This is a genomic window from Pseudomonas sp. LBUM1652, assembly GCF_059716105.1.
In genome coordinates this window covers 954934-970733 of the sequence record NZ_CP166804.1, presented here as the reverse complement: position 1 = coordinate 970733, position 15800 = coordinate 954934, and the positions used below count along the sequence as shown (strand labels likewise).

At 58.3% G+C, this 15800-nt stretch carries 11 protein-coding genes; 6 read left to right on the top strand and 5 right to left on the bottom strand.

Annotated features, from left to right (window positions below; translation table 11 throughout):
- Nucleotides 1-3: 3 nt before the first annotated feature.
- The 4 genes from ACA069_RS04235 to ACA069_RS04220 all read right to left on the bottom strand — a co-directional run bounded on the left by ACA069_RS04235 (nt 4) and on the right by ACA069_RS04220 (nt 4497).
- Nucleotides 4-753, bottom strand: a complete 750-nt coding sequence (locus ACA069_RS04235) for a FadR/GntR family transcriptional regulator (protein ID WP_187676755.1) — start codon at nt 751-753, stop codon at nt 4-6.
- A gap of 104 nt (nt 754-857) precedes the next feature.
- On the bottom strand, nt 858-2585 hold the full coding sequence (locus tag ACA069_RS04230; RefSeq protein ID WP_497616430.1) for an ABC transporter ATP-binding protein/permease: 1728 nt from the start codon (nt 2583-2585) through the stop codon (nt 858-860).
- Between the two features lie 96 nt (nt 2586-2681).
- Nucleotides 2682-3242, bottom strand: coding sequence for a response regulator transcription factor (locus ACA069_RS04225; protein ID WP_007942792.1), 561 nt, complete (start codon nt 3240-3242; stop codon nt 2682-2684).
- Nucleotides 3235-4497 carry an ATP-binding protein gene (locus ACA069_RS04220; RefSeq protein ID WP_497616428.1) on the bottom strand — a complete coding sequence of 421 codons (1263 nt, stop codon included), beginning with the start codon at nt 4495-4497 and terminating at the stop codon, nt 3235-3237. Before ACA069_RS04220 ends, ACA069_RS04225 begins: the two co-directional genes overlap by 8 nt.
- A 409-nt stretch (nt 4498-4906) precedes the next feature.
- Here ACA069_RS04220 and ACA069_RS04215 point away from each other — a divergent pair, with 409 nt between their 5' ends.
- On the top strand, nt 4907-5623 hold the full coding sequence (locus ACA069_RS04215; RefSeq protein WP_187676752.1) for an SIMPL domain-containing protein: 717 nt from the start codon (nt 4907-4909) through the stop codon (nt 5621-5623).
- A 179-nt stretch (nt 5624-5802) separates the two neighbouring features.
- Here ACA069_RS04215 and ACA069_RS04210 read toward each other — a convergent pair whose 3' ends face one another.
- A complete protein-coding gene (locus tag ACA069_RS04210; protein ID WP_497616426.1) occupies nt 5803-6159 on the bottom strand; it encodes a DUF6124 family protein in 357 nt (118 codons plus the stop codon).
- Nucleotides 6160-7139: 980 nt separating this feature from the next.
- On the opposite strand from ACA069_RS04210, the gene ACA069_RS04205 reads away from it, so the two are divergent.
- The 5 genes from ACA069_RS04205 to ACA069_RS04185 all read left to right on the top strand — a co-directional run bounded on the left by ACA069_RS04205 (nt 7140) and on the right by ACA069_RS04185 (nt 15799).
- A complete protein-coding gene (locus ACA069_RS04205) occupies nt 7140-8741 on the top strand; it encodes an ABC transporter substrate-binding protein (RefSeq protein WP_497616424.1) in 1602 nt (533 codons plus the stop codon).
- Between the two features lie 259 nt (nt 8742-9000).
- The gene (locus tag ACA069_RS04200; protein WP_497616422.1) at nt 9001-10626 is read left to right on the top strand and encodes an ABC transporter substrate-binding protein; all 1626 of its coding nucleotides are present in this window, start codon (nt 9001-9003) and stop codon (nt 10624-10626) included.
- A 302-nt stretch (nt 10627-10928) separates the two neighbouring features.
- A complete protein-coding gene (locus ACA069_RS04195; protein ID WP_401268833.1) occupies nt 10929-12527 on the top strand; it encodes an ABC transporter substrate-binding protein in 1599 nt (532 codons plus the stop codon).
- A gap of 176 nt (nt 12528-12703) precedes the next feature.
- A complete protein-coding gene (locus tag ACA069_RS04190; RefSeq protein WP_187676747.1) occupies nt 12704-14125 on the top strand; it encodes an OprD family porin in 1422 nt (473 codons plus the stop codon).
- Between the two features lie 78 nt (nt 14126-14203).
- Nucleotides 14204-15799 (top strand): ABC transporter substrate-binding protein, encoded by a 1596-nt coding sequence (locus ACA069_RS04185; RefSeq protein ID WP_497616420.1) that lies wholly within the window; start codon nt 14204-14206, stop codon nt 15797-15799.
- Nucleotide 15800 lies beyond the last annotated feature (1 nt).

Here is a 15800-nt window from a genome sequence, read left to right as displayed (position 1 = left end):
CCGTTACCCCCTCTGCGCCTGCGCCTCTTCATGGGCCTGGCGCAGTCTTTCGCGGCTGTTGGTCAGGTGCAGGCGCATCGCCGCACGGGCCGCATCGGAATCCTGGCGAGCGATGGCCTCGTAGATTTCTTCGTGCTCGCGGCTCAGGCGATTCATGTAGTGCTGCTGATCGTCATGGGCCAGGCGCGCGGAATTCAGCCGTGTGCGCGGAATGATGCTGGTGCCCAGGTGGGTCATGATGTCGGTGAAATAGCGGTTGCCCGTGGACAGGGCGATTTCGAGGTGAAACGCGAAGTCAGAAGCCACGGCGTCGCTGGCATGGGCGACACTGTCGTTCAGCGCATCGAGGGCGGCACGCATGGTTGCCAGTTGCTCGGGGCTGCGGCGTTGCGCGGCGAGGCCGGCGGACTCCACTTCGAGGCTGATGCGAAGCTCAAGAATGGCCAACACGTCACGCAGGGTAACGACGGTGGCCGGGTCGATACGAAAACCGCTCGGGCTCGGTGTGTCGAGCACGAAGGTACCGATGCCGTGGCGGGTTTCCACTTGGCCGGCGGCCTGCAAACGGGAAATCGCCTCGCGCACCACCGTACGGCTGACGCCATGGGCTTCCATGATCGCCGACTCAGTGGGCAATTTGTCGCCGCGCTTGAGCAGGCCATCGCGGATCTGCTCGCTCAGCACCGTCACCAGTTCCTGAGCCAGACTGCGGCGCTTGCGCGGCAGGCGCGGGGTTTCGATCGCGTTTTCCATAGTCTGTATCTTGTCTCGAAAATTCGGCTTGGGGGCATCATAGCTCAAGCGGGTTGTACGATCACTGGTCGGCTCACATCGCTTCTCTGTAGGAGTGGAGGTGATCAGGCGTTCACGGTCTGCTCAACCAAATGACCGCTGTCGATCCGCACATGCCGTGGGTGGAAGCGTTTGAGGCTGCTGCGATGACCAACGCTGACGATGCTCAACCCCGGCAACTGATCGATCAGCGCCTGATACAACGTCGCTTCGTCCTCTTCATCCATCGCCGAGGTCGCTTCGTCCATGTACAGCCATTGCGGCGCATAGAGCAGCGCGCGGGCGAAGGCCAGACGTTGCTGCTCACCCGGCGACAACATGCGCTGCCAGTGATTGGCTTCATCTACACGGGCGACCAGATGCGGTAAACGACAGGTTTCCAGCACCTCGGCGTAGCGTTCCGACGAATACGTATCACCCGGTTGTGGATAACTCAGCGCGTCTCGCAGAGTGCCGATCGGCAGATAGGGTTTCTGCGGCAGGAACAGATAACGCGCCGCCGGCAGTCGAATGCTGCCGTGGCCCGCCGGCCACAAATGGCCCATCGCCCGAAGCAAGGTGGACTTGCCGCTGCCGGAGCGGCCGCTGAGCATCAGGCGCTCACCCGGTTCGACGGTCATGTCGGCGCTGGTCAGCAGATGACGACCATCGGCCAGATCCAGTCCGAGGTCATGCACCTTCAATTCGCGGCCCTGATTCTGTACATCGATGGCCGGAGGACGCTCTTCATTGTCGGTCATCGCCTGGCGGAAACTCAGCAGACGATCACAGGTGGCACGCCAGGAAGCGAGGCTCTGGTACGCGTTGATAAACCAGCTGAAGCTCTCTTGAACGTTGCCGAATGCCGAGCTGATCTGCATCAGCTCGCCAAGTTCGATCTTACCGGCGAGGTAACGCGGCGAAGCAACGATGAACGGAAAGATGATGGCGGCCTGGCTGTAACCGGCGGTGAAAAACGTCAGGCGCTTGGACACTTTCATGATGTCCCAGAAGTTATGCCAGACCATCCCGAAACGGTTACTCAGCCGGCGGTTCTCATTCGGCTCACCGTTGTACAACGCGATACTCTCGGCGTTCTCACGTATCCGCACCATAGAGAAACGCAGGTCAGCTTCGAAACGTTGTTGCTTGTTGTTCAGACCGATCAAGCGACGACCGATCAAATGCGTCAGCCAACTACCCACCACGGCGTAAACCAGCACGCACCAGAACATGTAGCCGGGAATGGTGATGCCATAGATTTCGATGCTGCCCGACACACCCCACAAAATGATCGAGAACGACACCAGACTGACGATGTTGCGCAACAGCCCGATACCCAGTTCAAGGGTGTTGGAGGTAAAGCTGTTGAGGTCTTCGGAAATCCGCTGATCCGGGTTATCGGTGTAACCGCCCTGCTCCAGCTGGTAATAATTCTTGTCGGCGAGCCAGCGGGAGAAATGCTTTTCGGTCAGCCACGCCCGCCAGCGGATCGTCAGCATCTGCGTCAGATATTGTCTGTATACGGCACCGACAATCGCCACCGCTGCGATTGCACAAAAGTAGAGAATCAGATTCCAGAACGCCGCTTCATCCTTCTTTTGCAGCGCGTTGTAAAAATCCTTGTACCAGGTGTTGAACCACACCGAGATGCCCACGCTGACCAGCGAGAGTGCGATCACTGCAATCAGCAGCGTCCAGGCCTTGACCTTCTCCTCACTGCGCCAATAAGGCGTGATCATCGCCCACACTTTGCGAAAAAACTGCCCGCGCACAGCATCGTTGACCGCGGAATATTCAGCGTTCTGATTCATGGAAAAGGCTCGATATAGAAAAGAACAGACACGCACCGATCATAGATGATCGGTGCGTTTTATCGCGAGGGCTGGCGATAGTCGTTCAGCGCAGGTTCAGCGACGAACAGGACGTTTCTGCAGTTTGCGCTGCAGCGTGCGGCGGTGCATGCCCAGGGCGCGGGCAGTGGCGGAGATGTTGCCTTCGTGCTCGGTGAGCACGCGCTGGATGTGTTCCCATTGCAGGCGGTCGACCGACATCGGGTTTTCCGGCACCAGCGTGTCGAGGTCGGCGTGCTCGGAGAGCAGCGCGGCCAGCACGTCGTCGGCATCAGCGGGTTTGCACAGGTAGTTGCAGGCGCCACGCTTGATCGCCTCGACCGCAGTGGCAATGCTTGAATAACCGGTGAGGATCACCACGCGCATTTCCGGGTCGAGTTCGAGCAACTTCGGCAGCAACACCAGGCCGGAGTCGCCGTCCATCTTCAGGTCCAGCGCGGCGTAGTCAGGCAGATCGGCCTGGGCGATGGTCAGGCCTTCCTCGGCAGAACCGGCGGTGCTGACGCGAAAGCCACGGCGGGCCATGGCGCGGGCCATCACTCGGGTAAAGGTCGCGTCGTCGTCGACCAGCAGCAAATGCGGCAGTTCTTCGCCTTCAACTTGGATTTCGTCACTCATGTTGGTCTCCTCGGGCGCCGTGGGGCAGGCGCAGCTCGGTGAGCGTGCCGCCTTCCTCATGACTATAGAGTTTCACTGAGCCGCCGGCGCGTGTCACGCTGGCCTTGCTCAAAAACAGGCCCAGGCCGAAACCTTTGCCCTTGGTGGTAAAAAACGGTTTGCCGATCTGTTCGGCGATGGCCAGCGGCACACCGGCGCCATGGTCGCGAATACTGATGGTCAGGTTTTCCGCGTCCCAGTCCAGCGTCACCTTGAGGTTTTCCGGGCAGGCGTCGGCTGCGTTGTTGAGCAGATTCAACAGGGCCTGGGTCAGATCCGGCGGCGGCGCCATGCGCGGCACCGTGCCCTGGCCAAGACGATGGAAGCGATAACTGGCTTCCGGACGCATCAGGTGCCAGCGGTTCAGCGCTTCGTCGAGCCATACCGTAACGTCCTGCATCTCCACCGCCAGTCGACGATTGGCTTCGGCGGCGCGCACCAGTTGCTGCAAGGTTTCTTTGCACAGTTTGACCTGATCCTGCAGCACTTTCAGATCGTCCTGCAACAGCGGGTCAGGGTGATCCTGCTGCATCTCTTTAAGCAGCACACTCATGGTTGCCAGCGGCGTACCCAGCTCATGGGCGGCGCCGGCGGCTTGGGTGGCGACGGCGAGCAACTGCTGATCGCGCAGGCCTTCTTCACGACGGATCGCACGCAATTCTTCCTGACGGCGCAACTCTTCAGCCATGCGCGCGGCGAAGAAAGTGATCACCGCAGCGGCCAGGGCGAAACTCAGCCACATGCCGTAGATCTGCAGGTTTTCGCGGGCGACTGGCAGAGTTTCCAGCGGGTAAAACCGCGTCAGCATCAAGGTGTACAACGCCAGCGCGATGCCGGACAGGATCACCGAATAACGCCACGGCAGCGTCACCGCTGCAATGGTAAGCGGCACCAGATAATAGGAAACGAAGGGGTTGGTTGAACCGCCGGAGAAATACAGCAGCGCACTGTGGATAACCAGATCGCAGGCCAGTTGCAGCGCGTATTCGAGTTCGGTCACCGGCCACGATGTGCGCAAACGCACGGCGGTAAACACGCAGAGCAGTATCGAACAGCCGAGCGTCATCGCCAGTTGCACCCACGGCAACGGCAGCAGTTGCAGCCAATAGGCCAGCCCCACAGAGCCGGCCTGCGCGGCGAGCACCAGGGTGCGGATGAAAGTCAGTCGCCAAAGGTTCTGGCGAGTGGCGGAAGTCAGTTGAACGGGGGCGAGCATGAGCTCTCCTGATGAGCGCTCCAGGCGGATCGCACGGAGTATAACCAAGCCGCGCCCTTGAGAGGCGAAAGTGCGGCAAACGACCACATGGCGTTGCCTGAAAACTGGGCTATGCCGAACAAAATTCTGAAGGTATTCGGGATCAATGTGGCGAGGGGATTTATCCCCGATGGGCTGCGAAGCGGCCCCAAATCTTGTAATCCGGTTCAGTCAGGCATACCGCATGCGCTGAATGGCGACTGCTGCGCAGCCGATCGGGGATAAATCCCCTCGCCAAAGAAGCACTCCCCACTGCGCGCTGCCATCTGTATAGAAGTTGTAACTGGGCGAACCGGATCATAAAAGCTAGAGTCTGATGGTTCACGCAGGCCAGAACTGAAAAAACCTGCGCCCCCATCAAGGAGCTTTCATGCACACATTTCGCCGCAGCGCCGCCCTTCTCGCCCTCACCATCGGCAGCGTCGCCAGCCTTCCGGCCCTGGCCGCCGATGAGCTGCACTACAACCAGATTGCCCTGCGCGCCGAAGTCAGCCAGGAAGTGGCCCGCGACCTGATGATCGTGACCCTCTACACCGAAGAGCAAAACACCGACCCGGCCAAACTCGCCGCCGACGTCAGCACCACCATGAACAAGGCACTGGCCCAGGCCAAGCAAGTCAAAGACATCACCCTGCGCCAGGGCAGCCGTAACAGCTACCCGATCTACGACACCAAGGGTCAGAAAATCACTGGCTGGCGTGAACGCGCCGAACTGCGCCTGGAAAGCGCCGACTTCGCCGCCCTGTCCAAACTCACCGGCGAACTGCTGACCGACCTGAAAATGGGCGGAATGGACTTCGCCATCGCCGACCCGACCCGCAAGGCCAGTGAAGACCAGTTGCTCAAAGAAGCCGTCACCGCCTTCAAGGCCCGCGCTCAACTGGCCACCGACGCACTCGGCGGCAAGAGCTACAAAATCGTCAATCTGAACCTCAACAGCAACGGCTACCCACAACCGTACCTGCGTGCCCCGATGATGATGAAAGCCGCCGGCATGGATTCAGCGCCAGTGACGCCGGAAGTTGAAGCGGGCACCAGCCAGGTCAGCATGACCGCTGATGGCTCGATTGAAGTGTTGATGCAGTGATGTGATATGGGCTGAATAAAAAACCGGCGATCAGAGCATGATCGCCGGTTTTTTTGTGCCTGGGATTTGTGTTGTTTGAGCTGTCGCCATCGCGAGCAGGCTCGCTCCCACAGTTGGAATGCGTACTCCTGTGGGAGCGAGCCTGCTCGCGAAGAACGATGACGCGGTAACCCTGGGGATCAGGTTTGCGGATCAACCCGATCCAGCGCCCGGTTCACCGCCAGTTCGGCCAGCATGATGATCTGCTGAATCCCCAGCACCGTATTGCGCTGCGTGCCGCCCAACTCGTTGGCGAAGTTGCTGGCCGCTGCGCTGGCAGAGGCCAGTGATTCACAGGCGTGGGCGAGCAGGCTTTCGGTGTCGACGTTGGGGCAAACCATGAACATCGTGCTGGGTTGGCGCGGTTTTCTGGTTTCGGGGATGAGGTAGAAATCGAGGGCGCGTTTGATGGCTTCGCGGTTTTGGGCGAGGTCTTCGGCGCGGAGGGCTTCTTCGAGGGGGGGGTCGAGGGGTGGGTCGGGGACCAATTTATCCATGGAGCATTTCCTTACGAATGACGCCATTCATTTCCGATCTCACTCGAGAAACGAGGTGGCAACTATGTACGGAGTGAGATTACCGGTAAGGAAACCAACCCGGCCGAACCGAAGTCCGCCCGTACATAGCCGCCATAAAGAACTGCCGACAGCATGAGCTGGCGGCGATTATGGAGCGGCTTTCGCAGGTTTCCAAATTCAATAACCGGGAATCTCACCTCCCAATCGCAGAGTCTTCTGCGACAACCCAAGCCTAGAGATCGCACGTCCGACGGACAACCTGAAAACCTTGTGGGAAGGTTCTGGTAATTCGACAGCTCTTTAAACAGCCAAAAGCGAACCCTCACCCTAGCCCTCTCCCGGAGGGAGAGGGGACTGACCGAGGTGTTTGGGAGAGGTACGCCGACGTGGGATACCGAGTCGAACTCAGGTTTGAAAAGCCCACAAATCGGCTCCCTCGCCCTCGGGAGAGCGCTGGGCTGGCGGCGTCCTGATGAGGGCCAAACCCAACACAACCCAAAAGCCGACCGCACGCTTTTCCACCACTCAACAGGATGAGCGTTAGCTCGGCTGCAGCTTTTGATCTTGATCCACGGGCGACGTCGGAAGGCTGAGTGGAGGGATTGATCCGGGGGTGGGAGCGCAGCGACCGTTTGGCGAAGCCAAACACAGCGAAAGGAGGTGCAGCGAAGCAAACCGGAGACGCTGCGCCCGGATCGATCCCGGAGCGAAGGAACCCCGAGCCCCAGCGAGCGGGCCGCACGCAGGAGCAAGCCTTTTTGGTTACTTTTTCGGCGTCTGGAAAAAGTGACCCGCCGTAAGGGCGGAACCACAAGCAGCCATAACCGCAGCAACGGATATACACACAACCCGCCAGATATACCGAGATAGACACTCCCCCAAGAAAAACGATATTTCCGAAGCCCCCCAAATCCCCGCTACCCTGAAAACATCACCACCTCCAAATCCCCGGGGACTCCATGCCAAGATCCACCCTCAAACCGCTTTTGATCTCGCTGGCCCTGGCCACAACCGCCCCGATAGCAAACGCCGCCACAACCCTGGTCTACTGCTCCGAAGCCAGCCCCGCAGGCTTCGACCCCAGCCAATACACCAGCGGTACCGACTTCGACGCCTCCGCCGAAACCGTCTTCAACCGCCTCACCCAATTCAAACGCGGCGGCACCGACATCGAACCCGGCCTGGCCACAAAATGGGACGTCTCAACGGATGGCCTGCAGTACACCTTCCACCTGCGCCAGAGCGTGAAATTCCACAAAACGGAATACTTCACCCCAACCCGCGACTTCAACGCCGACGACGTCCTCTTCACCTTCCAACGCCTGCTCGACCCGGAAAACACCTTCCGCAAGGCCTACCCCGCCGAGTCCCCGTATTTCACCGACATGGGCCTCAACACCACCATCAAATCAGTCGAAAAACTCGACGCGCAAACCGTGCGCTTCAACCTCAACAACGTCGACGCCGCCTTCGTACAAAATCTCGCCATGAGCTTCGCCTCGGTGCAGTCCGCTGAATACGCCGCGCAACTGTTGAAGGAAGGCAAAGCCGCCGACCTCAACCAGAAACCGATCGGCACCGGCCCGTTCGTGTTCAAGCGCTATCAAAAAGATTCGCAAATCCGCTACGTCGCGAACACGGCCTACTGGAAACCCGAAGATGTAAAGATCGACAACCTGATTTTCTCGATCACCCCGGACGCCGCCGTACGCCTGCAAAAACTCAAAACCGGTGAATGCCAGGTCAGCGGTTACCCGCGCCCTGCCGACATCGAAGTGATGGAAAAAGACCCAAACCTGCGCGTGCTGAAACAGGCCGGTTTCAACCTTGGCTTCCTCGCCTACAACACCACTCACCCGCCGCTGGACCAGCTCAAAGTGCGTCAGGCCCTGGACATGGCCATCGACAAACCGGCGATCATCAAAGCCGTTTACCAGAGTGCCGGCCAGTTGGCCCAGAACGCTTTGCCGCCGGCGCAATGGTCGTTCGATCCGAACATCAAGGACGCGCCGCACGATCCGGCAAAGGCCAAGGCGCTACTTAAAGAAGCAGGGGTTGCACCGGGTACAACCATCAACCTTTGGGCAATGACCGTGCAGCGCGCCTCGAACCCGAATGCGCGGATGTCGGCGCAGATGATCCAGCAGGATTGGGAGAAGATCGGCATCAAGGCCAACATCGTCAGCTATGAATGGGGCGAGTACATCAAGCGCGCCAAGAACGGCGAACATGACGCGATGATCTACGGCTGGACCGGCGACAACGGCGATCCGGACAACTGGCTCGGCGTGCTTTACAGCTGCGCGGCGGTAAAAGGCAGCAACTACGCCAAATGGTGCGACCCGGCCTACGACAAACTGGTGCAACAGGCCAAGGTGTCCACTGACAAAGCGCAGCGGGTAAAACTGTATCAACAGGCGCAACTGATCCTTAAACAGCAGGTGCCGATCACCCCGATTGCCAACTCCACGGTGTTCCAACCACTGCGCAAAGAAGTCACTGATTTCCGTATCAGCCCTTTTGGTCTAACCCCCTTTTACGGCGTGGGTATAAATAAGTAACACCGAGCCCCAAGGCGGCGCGCTCAGCCTGAACCGCGCACCATTTTGGGGCTTCATTTGCACCGTAAAAACCGCCCGCAAACGGTCAAATGCGTCAAAAGTTATACAGATGCGACATTAAGGTACGTTCGTGCCACCGTTTGAGGCCGCCGGCCGCTCTGGATCTTGCATTGGGTATGGCGCCTGCATAAGTATCCGCAGGCACGACTCACGAGGTCGTACCTCAAATCAAAAAATGACAACAAATCATGAGGCCAACATGCTTAAACACGCGGTCATTCCGTTTTTAGTCGGCGCAGGCTTGTTAGCCTCCGCACCTTTCGCATCCGCTGCGACTAACCTGGTGTTTTGCTCCGAAGGGAGCCCGGCCGGTTTTGATCCGGGCCAGTACACCACCGGAACCGACTTCGACGCCTCAGCCGAAACCATGTTCAACCGTCTGACCCAGTTCGAACGCGGCGGCACCGCCGTGATTCCTGGTCTGGCGACCAAGTGGGACATTTCCGATGACGGCCTGACTTACACCTTCCACCTGCGTGAAGGCGTCAAGTTCCACACCACCCCGTATTTCAAGCCGACTCGTGAGTTCAACGCCGACGACGTGCTGTTCACCTTTAATCGCATGATTAACAAGGATGACCCGTTCCGTAAGGCGTACCCGACCGAATTCCCGTACTTCACCGACATGGGGATGGATACCAACATCACCAAGATCGATAAAGTCGACGACCACACCGTCAAGTTCACCCTTAAAGAAGTTGATGCTGCGTTCATCCAGAACATGGCCATGAGCTTCGCGTCCGTTCAGTCCGCCGAGTACGCTGCCCAGCTGCTCAAGGAAGGCAAGCCTGCCGACATCAACCAGAAGCCGATCGGCACTGGTCCGTTCGTGTTCAAGAGCTACCAGAAAGACTCCAACATCCGCTACACCGGGAACAAGGACTACTGGAAGCCTGAAGACGTGAAGATCGACAACCTGATCTTCGCTATCACCACCGACCCGTCGGTACGCATTCAGAAGCTGAAAAAGAACGAGTGCCAGGTCACCCTGTTCCCGCGTCCAGCCGACCTGAAAGCGCTGAAAGAAGACAAGTCGCTGAAGATGCCTGACCAGGCTGGTTTCAACCTGGGCTACATCGCCTACAACGTGATGGACAAGGTCAAGGGCAGCAACGAAGCGAACCCGCTGGCCGACCTGCGCGTGCGTCAGGCACTGGACATGGCTGTCAACAAGCCTCAGATCATCGACTCGGTTTACCAGGGCGCTGGCCAATTGGCCGTCAACGCCATGCCGCCGACCCAGTGGTCTTACGACACCACCATCAAGGATGCCAAGTACGACCCTGAGAAAGCCAAGCAGCTGCTCAAGGAAGCCGGCGTCAAGGAAGGTACCGAGATCGTTCTGTGGGCGATGCCGGTGCAGCGTCCGTACAACCCGAACGCCAAGCTGATGGCTGAAATGCTCCAGTCCGACTGGGCCAAGATCGGCTTGAAAGTGAAGATCACCAGCTACGAATGGGGCGAGTACATCAAGCGTTCCAAAGGTGGCGAGAACCAGGCCATGATCATTGGCTGGAGCGGTGACAACGGTGATCCGGACAACTGGCTCAACGTTCTGTTTGGCTGCGATTCGCTGAGCGGCAACAACTTCTCCAAATGGTGCGACAAGAAGTTCGACGGCCTCGTCAAAGAAGCCAAGCGCACCACCGATCAGGGCAAGCGCACCGAGCTGTACAAACAGGCGCAACACGTCCTCAAAGATGCTGTCCCAATGACACCTATCGCTCACTCGACGGTGTATCAACCCATGCGCGCCAACGTGCAGGACTTCAAGATCAGCCCATTTGGCTTGAACTCCTTCTACGGCGTCAGCGTCAGCAAATAAAAAGACACAGCGGCGACGTTTCCAGCGTCGCCGCTGTTTTTTTCTGCCGATTGGCTAGGAATTTGCCTACATCCGTTTCCGCCATGCCTTAACAGAGTGGTACAGGATGTGTTGCCTTTTCCTACGAGTCTTTAGGACTCAACGCATTTACTGCCAGATCCACGGCCCCTACCGTCGGGTTCTGACCAGTGGCTGTGTGGGCTAACGGTTTTGCTGTCCGTACTGGTTTGAGCTTGATGCAGCCACAACATCCCCGGACGGGATCGCGGCGCATCGAACAACACTAAAAAAGAGGGAGCGTCATGCGCCATACCTTGGTTTTTTCCGCATTGCTGGGTGCCGGTCTGTTGACCGTCTCGTCAGCCAGTTTCGCCGCACCCAAAAGCCTGGTTTTCTGCTCCGAAGGCAGCCCGGCGGGTTTTGATACCGCGCAATACACGACGGCCACCGATAACGATGCCGCCGAGCCGCTGTACAACCGTTTGGTCGAGTTCGAAAAAGGCGCGACCAATGTCGTCCCTGGCCTGGCGACCAAGTGGGATATTTCCGAGGATGGTCTCAAGTACACCTTTCACCTACGTGAAGGTGTGAAATTTCATACAACGCCGTACTTCAAGCCGACCCGCGATTTAAACGCCGACGACGTGCTGTTTACGTTCAATCGCATGCTTGATGCACAGCAGCCTTTCCGTAAGGCTTATCCGACCGAATTCCCGTATTTCAACGGGATGAGCCTGAACAAGAACATCGCCAAGGTCGAAAAGACCGGGCCGCTGACCGTAGAGTTCACGCTCAACAGCGTCGACGCCGCGTTCATCCAGAACATCGCCATGAGCTTCGCCGCCATCCTGTCTGCCGAATACGCCGACAAACTGCTGGCCGAAGGCAAGCCGAGCGACATCAACCAGAAGCCGATCGGCACTGGGCCGTTCGTGTTCAAGAGCTACCAGAAAGACTCGAACATCCGTTACACAGCTAATAAACATTACTGGGATCCGAGCCGGGTAAAACTCGACAACCTGATCTTCGCGATCAACACCGACGCTTCGGTGCGCGTGCAGAAGCTCAAGGCTGGTGAATGTCAGGTCACCCTGCATCCGCGCCCTGCCGATGTTGAAGCGCTGAAGACCGATCCAAAGCTGCAACTGATCTCCAAGCCCGGCTTCAACCTCGGCTACATCGCCTACAACGTTCGGCACAAACCGTTTGACCAGCTCGAAGTGCGTCAAGCGCTGGACATGGCGGTGAATAAACAGGGGATTCTCAACGCTGTTTATCAAGGCGCCGGCCAACTGGCCGTCAACGCCATGCCACCGACCCAGTGGTCTTACGACGACACGATCAAAGACGCAGCCTACAACCCGGAAAAAGCCAAAGAGCTGCTCAAGGCTGCCGGCGTCAAAGAAGGCACCGAGATCACCTTGTGGGCAATGCCGGTACAGCGTCCGTACAACCCGAACGCCAAACTGATGGCCGAAATGCTCCAGGCTGATTGGGCGAAGATCGGTCTGAAAGTGAAGATCGTCAGCTATGAATGGGGCGAGTACATCAAGCGCACCAAGAACGGCGAGCACGACATCAGCCTGATCGGCTGGACCGGTGACAACGGTGACCCGGACAACTGGCTCGGCACGCTTTACAGCTGCGACGCCATTGGCGGCAACAACTACTCCATGTGGTGCGATCCGGCTTACGACAAGCTGATCAAAGAAGCCAAGGTCGTCACCGACCGCGACCAGCGCACCACGCTCTATAAACAGGCCCAGCAGTTGCTCAAGCAGCAAGTGCCGATCACGCCTGTCGCCCACTCGACGGTCAACCAGCCGTTAAGCACTCGGGTCGAAGGGTTCAAGGTGAGCCCCTTCGGGCGCAACGTGTTCTCGGGTGTCAGTATCGATTAACCCAACCGATTAGCCGCAATACTGAGGGGGGCCGTCTATCCCCCTCACGCAAGCGCTTTGCCAAAATTCGCCAATCCGGCATTTTGCAAACGTTTGCGGTGTGTGAATAAGTTCTAAACCAATAACCGGCCAACCCAAAAAAGCCGGCATAAAAAGAAAGTAAAGGAGCTTCACCCATGAAACTGAGCAGCACCGCGATACTGGCTCTGGCCATCAGCAGCATCACCGCCACGGCGTACGCAGAACCTGTAAGTCAGGAGTTCGTCCCTACCACATTGGCCGGCAGTAGCGCCCAAAGCGAGGCCAAGGGTTTTATCGATGGACAAAGCCTGGGCGGCACAACCCGTAACTGGTACGCCAACGAACTGAAGCGTCGTGATGACACCTTCAGCTACGTGAAGAACAGCGACAAGAACACTTCGCCATTGGTCAAGACACCGACCCAGCGTCGTATCAACTGGGTGCAAGGCACCATCGTCAACTACACCTCGGGCTTCACCCAAGGCACCGTTGGCGTCAGCACTGAAGTGGCGGCGTACAACGCCATCGTTCTGGACGGTGATCGCAAGAACATCGCTGGCGGCTCCAACCGTACCCTGGCGGACTCCGACGGCGACGCCGTAGACCAGTGGAGCAAACTGGGTCTGGCCAACGTCAAGTTCCGTGTGTCCAACACCACGCTGACCGCGGGCCGCCAGAACTTCAGCACGCCGATCGTCGACGTCATCGGTAACCGTCCGCTGCCTTCGAGCTTCGAAGGTATCAGCCTGCACAGCGAAGAGCTCAACAACCTGTCGTTCGACCTGGCAGGTTTTGACCGCGTCTCGCCACGTACTGAACAAAGCTTGTCGAAATTCCGCTCCGAGTACTCCGCCACTGGCGTTGAGACCGACAAGGTCTACACCGCCGGCGTGAACTACCAGCCGCTGAAGAGCCTGAAAACCAGCCTGTACGTCGCCAACGTCGAAGACTTCTGGAACCAGTACTACTTCGGCGGCACCCACGAACTGGGTGATAGCCAGGTGCTGAGCCTGACCACCGGTCTGAACTACTACAAGACCGTCGACGAAGGCAAAAAGTTGATGGGCAACATCGACAACGACACCTACTCGCTGTCGTTGGGTCTGACTCACCAGGCCCACAGCCTGACCTTCTCGTACCAGGAAGTTAACGGTAACGAGTACTTCGACTACCTGCACGAAACCAACGGCATCTACCTGGCCAACTCCCTGCTGTCGGACTTCAACGGCCCGAACGAGAAATCCTTCCAGATCGCCTACGGCATCAACATGGCCGAGTACGGCGTACCAGGCCTGAAGTTCAACATCTACCAGGCACGCGGCTGGGGCATCGACGGTACTCACTACCGCGGCACTGCCTACACCGATCCGGGAGCCAAGCGAGGCGACCTGAGCCTGATGGATGGTGAGACCCATTACGAATACGGCGTCGGTGCTTCCTACGCAGTACAAAGCGGTCCACTCAAGGCCACCGCCATTCGTGCGACATACACCACTCACCGCGCCAGCGAAAACCAGGCTGATGGCAACATCAACGAGTTCCGTCTCGTGACCACGATTCCATTCAACATCCTGTAAAAAACGCCAACCGACGGCTGACTCATGATGAGTCGGCCGTTCGGTTTTTTGTCTTCAACCGATTGCAGAGGGTTATCGATGAAAATGCTTCCCCTACGTGCGGCCGTCGCTGCCGCGTTGTTGAGCGCCGCCATCGGCGTCTCGGCCAAACCCTTGGTGGTCTGCACCGAAGCCAGTCCGGAAGGCTTCGACATGGTCCAGTACACAACTGCAGTCACGGCGGACGCTGTGGCCGAAACCATCTTCAACCGCCTGGTGGACTTCAAGCCGGGTACGACGGAAATCGTTCCGGCCCTGGCAGACACCTGGGAAATCAGTGAAGACGGCCTGACCTACACGTTCCACCTGCGAAAAGGCGTCAAGTTTCACACCACCGAATACTTCAAGCCGACCCGCGACATGAACGCCGACGACGTGCTCTGGAGCTTCCAGCGTCAGCTGGACCCGAATCACCCGTGGCACAAACTGTCGAGCGTGGGCTTCCCGTACTTTGAAAGCATGGGCTTCAAGGAACTGCTCAAGAACGTGGAAAAGGTCGACGACTACACGGTCAAGTTCACCCTGACCCGTCGCGAAGCGCCGTTCCTGGCCGACGTGGCCATGCCGTTCACCGCGATCTACTCCGCCGAATACGCCGACCAGTTGCTCAAGGCCAACAAGACCGCCGACCTGAACAACAAGCCAGTCGGCACCGGCCCGTTCATCTTCCAGCGTTACGCCAAGGATGCCCAGGTACGCTTCAAGGCCAACCCGGAATATTTCCGTGGCAAGCCACCGGCCGACGCGTTGATTCTGGCAATCGCCACCGACAACAACGTGCGCCTGCAAAAGCTCAAGGCCAACGAGTGCCAGATCGCGCTGTATCCGAAACCGGATGACATCCCGAGCATCAAGAAAGACAGCAATCTGAAGGTCGATGAACTGAACGCGATGACCGTTTCGTACATCGCCATGAACACCCAACACAAATACATGAGCGATGTGCGCGTGCGTAAGGCGATCGATATCGCCTTCGACAAAGCCGCTTACGTCAATGCACTGTTCGGCAAGGGCAACGCGACCGTCGCGGTCAACCCGTACCCGGATACCCTGCTCGGTTACAACAACGAACTGAAGAATCCGCCACGCGACCTCGACAAGGCTCGCGCCCTGCTCAAGGAAGCCGGGGTTCCAGAAGGCACCACGTTTACCCTGTTTACCCGCAACGGCGGTGGTCCGACCAATCCGAACCCGATGCTCGGCGCACAAATGATGCAGGCTGACCTGGCGAAAGTCGGGATCAAGATCGACATCCGTGTGATGGAATGGGGCGAGATGCTTAAACGCGCCAAGGCCGGCGAGCACGACATGGTCTCGGCCGGATGGGCGGGCGACAACGGCGACCCGGATAACTTCCTGACGCCTATGCTCAGTTGCGAAGCGGCCAAGAACGGCGAAAACTACGCGCGCTGGTGCAGCGAGAAGTTCCAGGCGCTGATCGACGAAGCACGAGCTAAAGTAGATCCGGCCGAACGCGCCAAGCTGTATGAACAAGCCCAGGTGATCTTTAACCAGGATCAACCATGGATCAGCATGGCCCACACGCGGATGTTTACTGCAATGCGCAACAACGTAGAGGGCTATCACATCAGCCCCCTGACAACTAATAACTTCGCCACTACCCAGGTGAAGTAGA

Bases quoted from the DNA above. Each gene is read 5' to 3' on its own strand.
- ACA069_RS04235 (WP_187676755.1), bottom strand. From the start codon at position 753: ATGGAAAACGCGATCGAAACCCCGCGCCTGCCGCGCAAGCGCCGCAGT.
- ACA069_RS04230 (WP_497616430.1), bottom strand. From the start codon at position 2,585: ATGAATCAGAACGCTGAATATTCCGCGGTCAACGATGCTGTGCGCGGG.
- ACA069_RS04225 (WP_007942792.1), bottom strand. From the start codon at position 3,242: ATGAGTGACGAAATCCAAGTTGAAGGCGAAGAACTGCCGCATTTGCTG.
- ACA069_RS04220 (WP_497616428.1), bottom strand. From the start codon at position 4,497: ATGCTCGCCCCCGTTCAACTGACTTCCGCCACTCGCCAGAACCTTTGG.
- ACA069_RS04215 (WP_187676752.1), top strand. From the start codon at position 4,907: ATGCACACATTTCGCCGCAGCGCCGCCCTTCTCGCCCTCACCATCGGC.
- ACA069_RS04210 (WP_497616426.1), bottom strand. From the start codon at position 6,159: ATGGATAAATTGGTCCCCGACCCACCCCTCGACCCCCCCCTCGAAGAA.
- ACA069_RS04205 (WP_497616424.1), top strand. From the start codon at position 7,140: ATGCCAAGATCCACCCTCAAACCGCTTTTGATCTCGCTGGCCCTGGCC.
- ACA069_RS04200 (WP_497616422.1), top strand. From the start codon at position 9,001: ATGCTTAAACACGCGGTCATTCCGTTTTTAGTCGGCGCAGGCTTGTTA.
- ACA069_RS04195 (WP_401268833.1), top strand. From the start codon at position 10,929: ATGCGCCATACCTTGGTTTTTTCCGCATTGCTGGGTGCCGGTCTGTTG.
- ACA069_RS04190 (WP_187676747.1), top strand. From the start codon at position 12,704: ATGAAACTGAGCAGCACCGCGATACTGGCTCTGGCCATCAGCAGCATC.
- ACA069_RS04185 (WP_497616420.1), top strand. From the start codon at position 14,204: ATGAAAATGCTTCCCCTACGTGCGGCCGTCGCTGCCGCGTTGTTGAGC.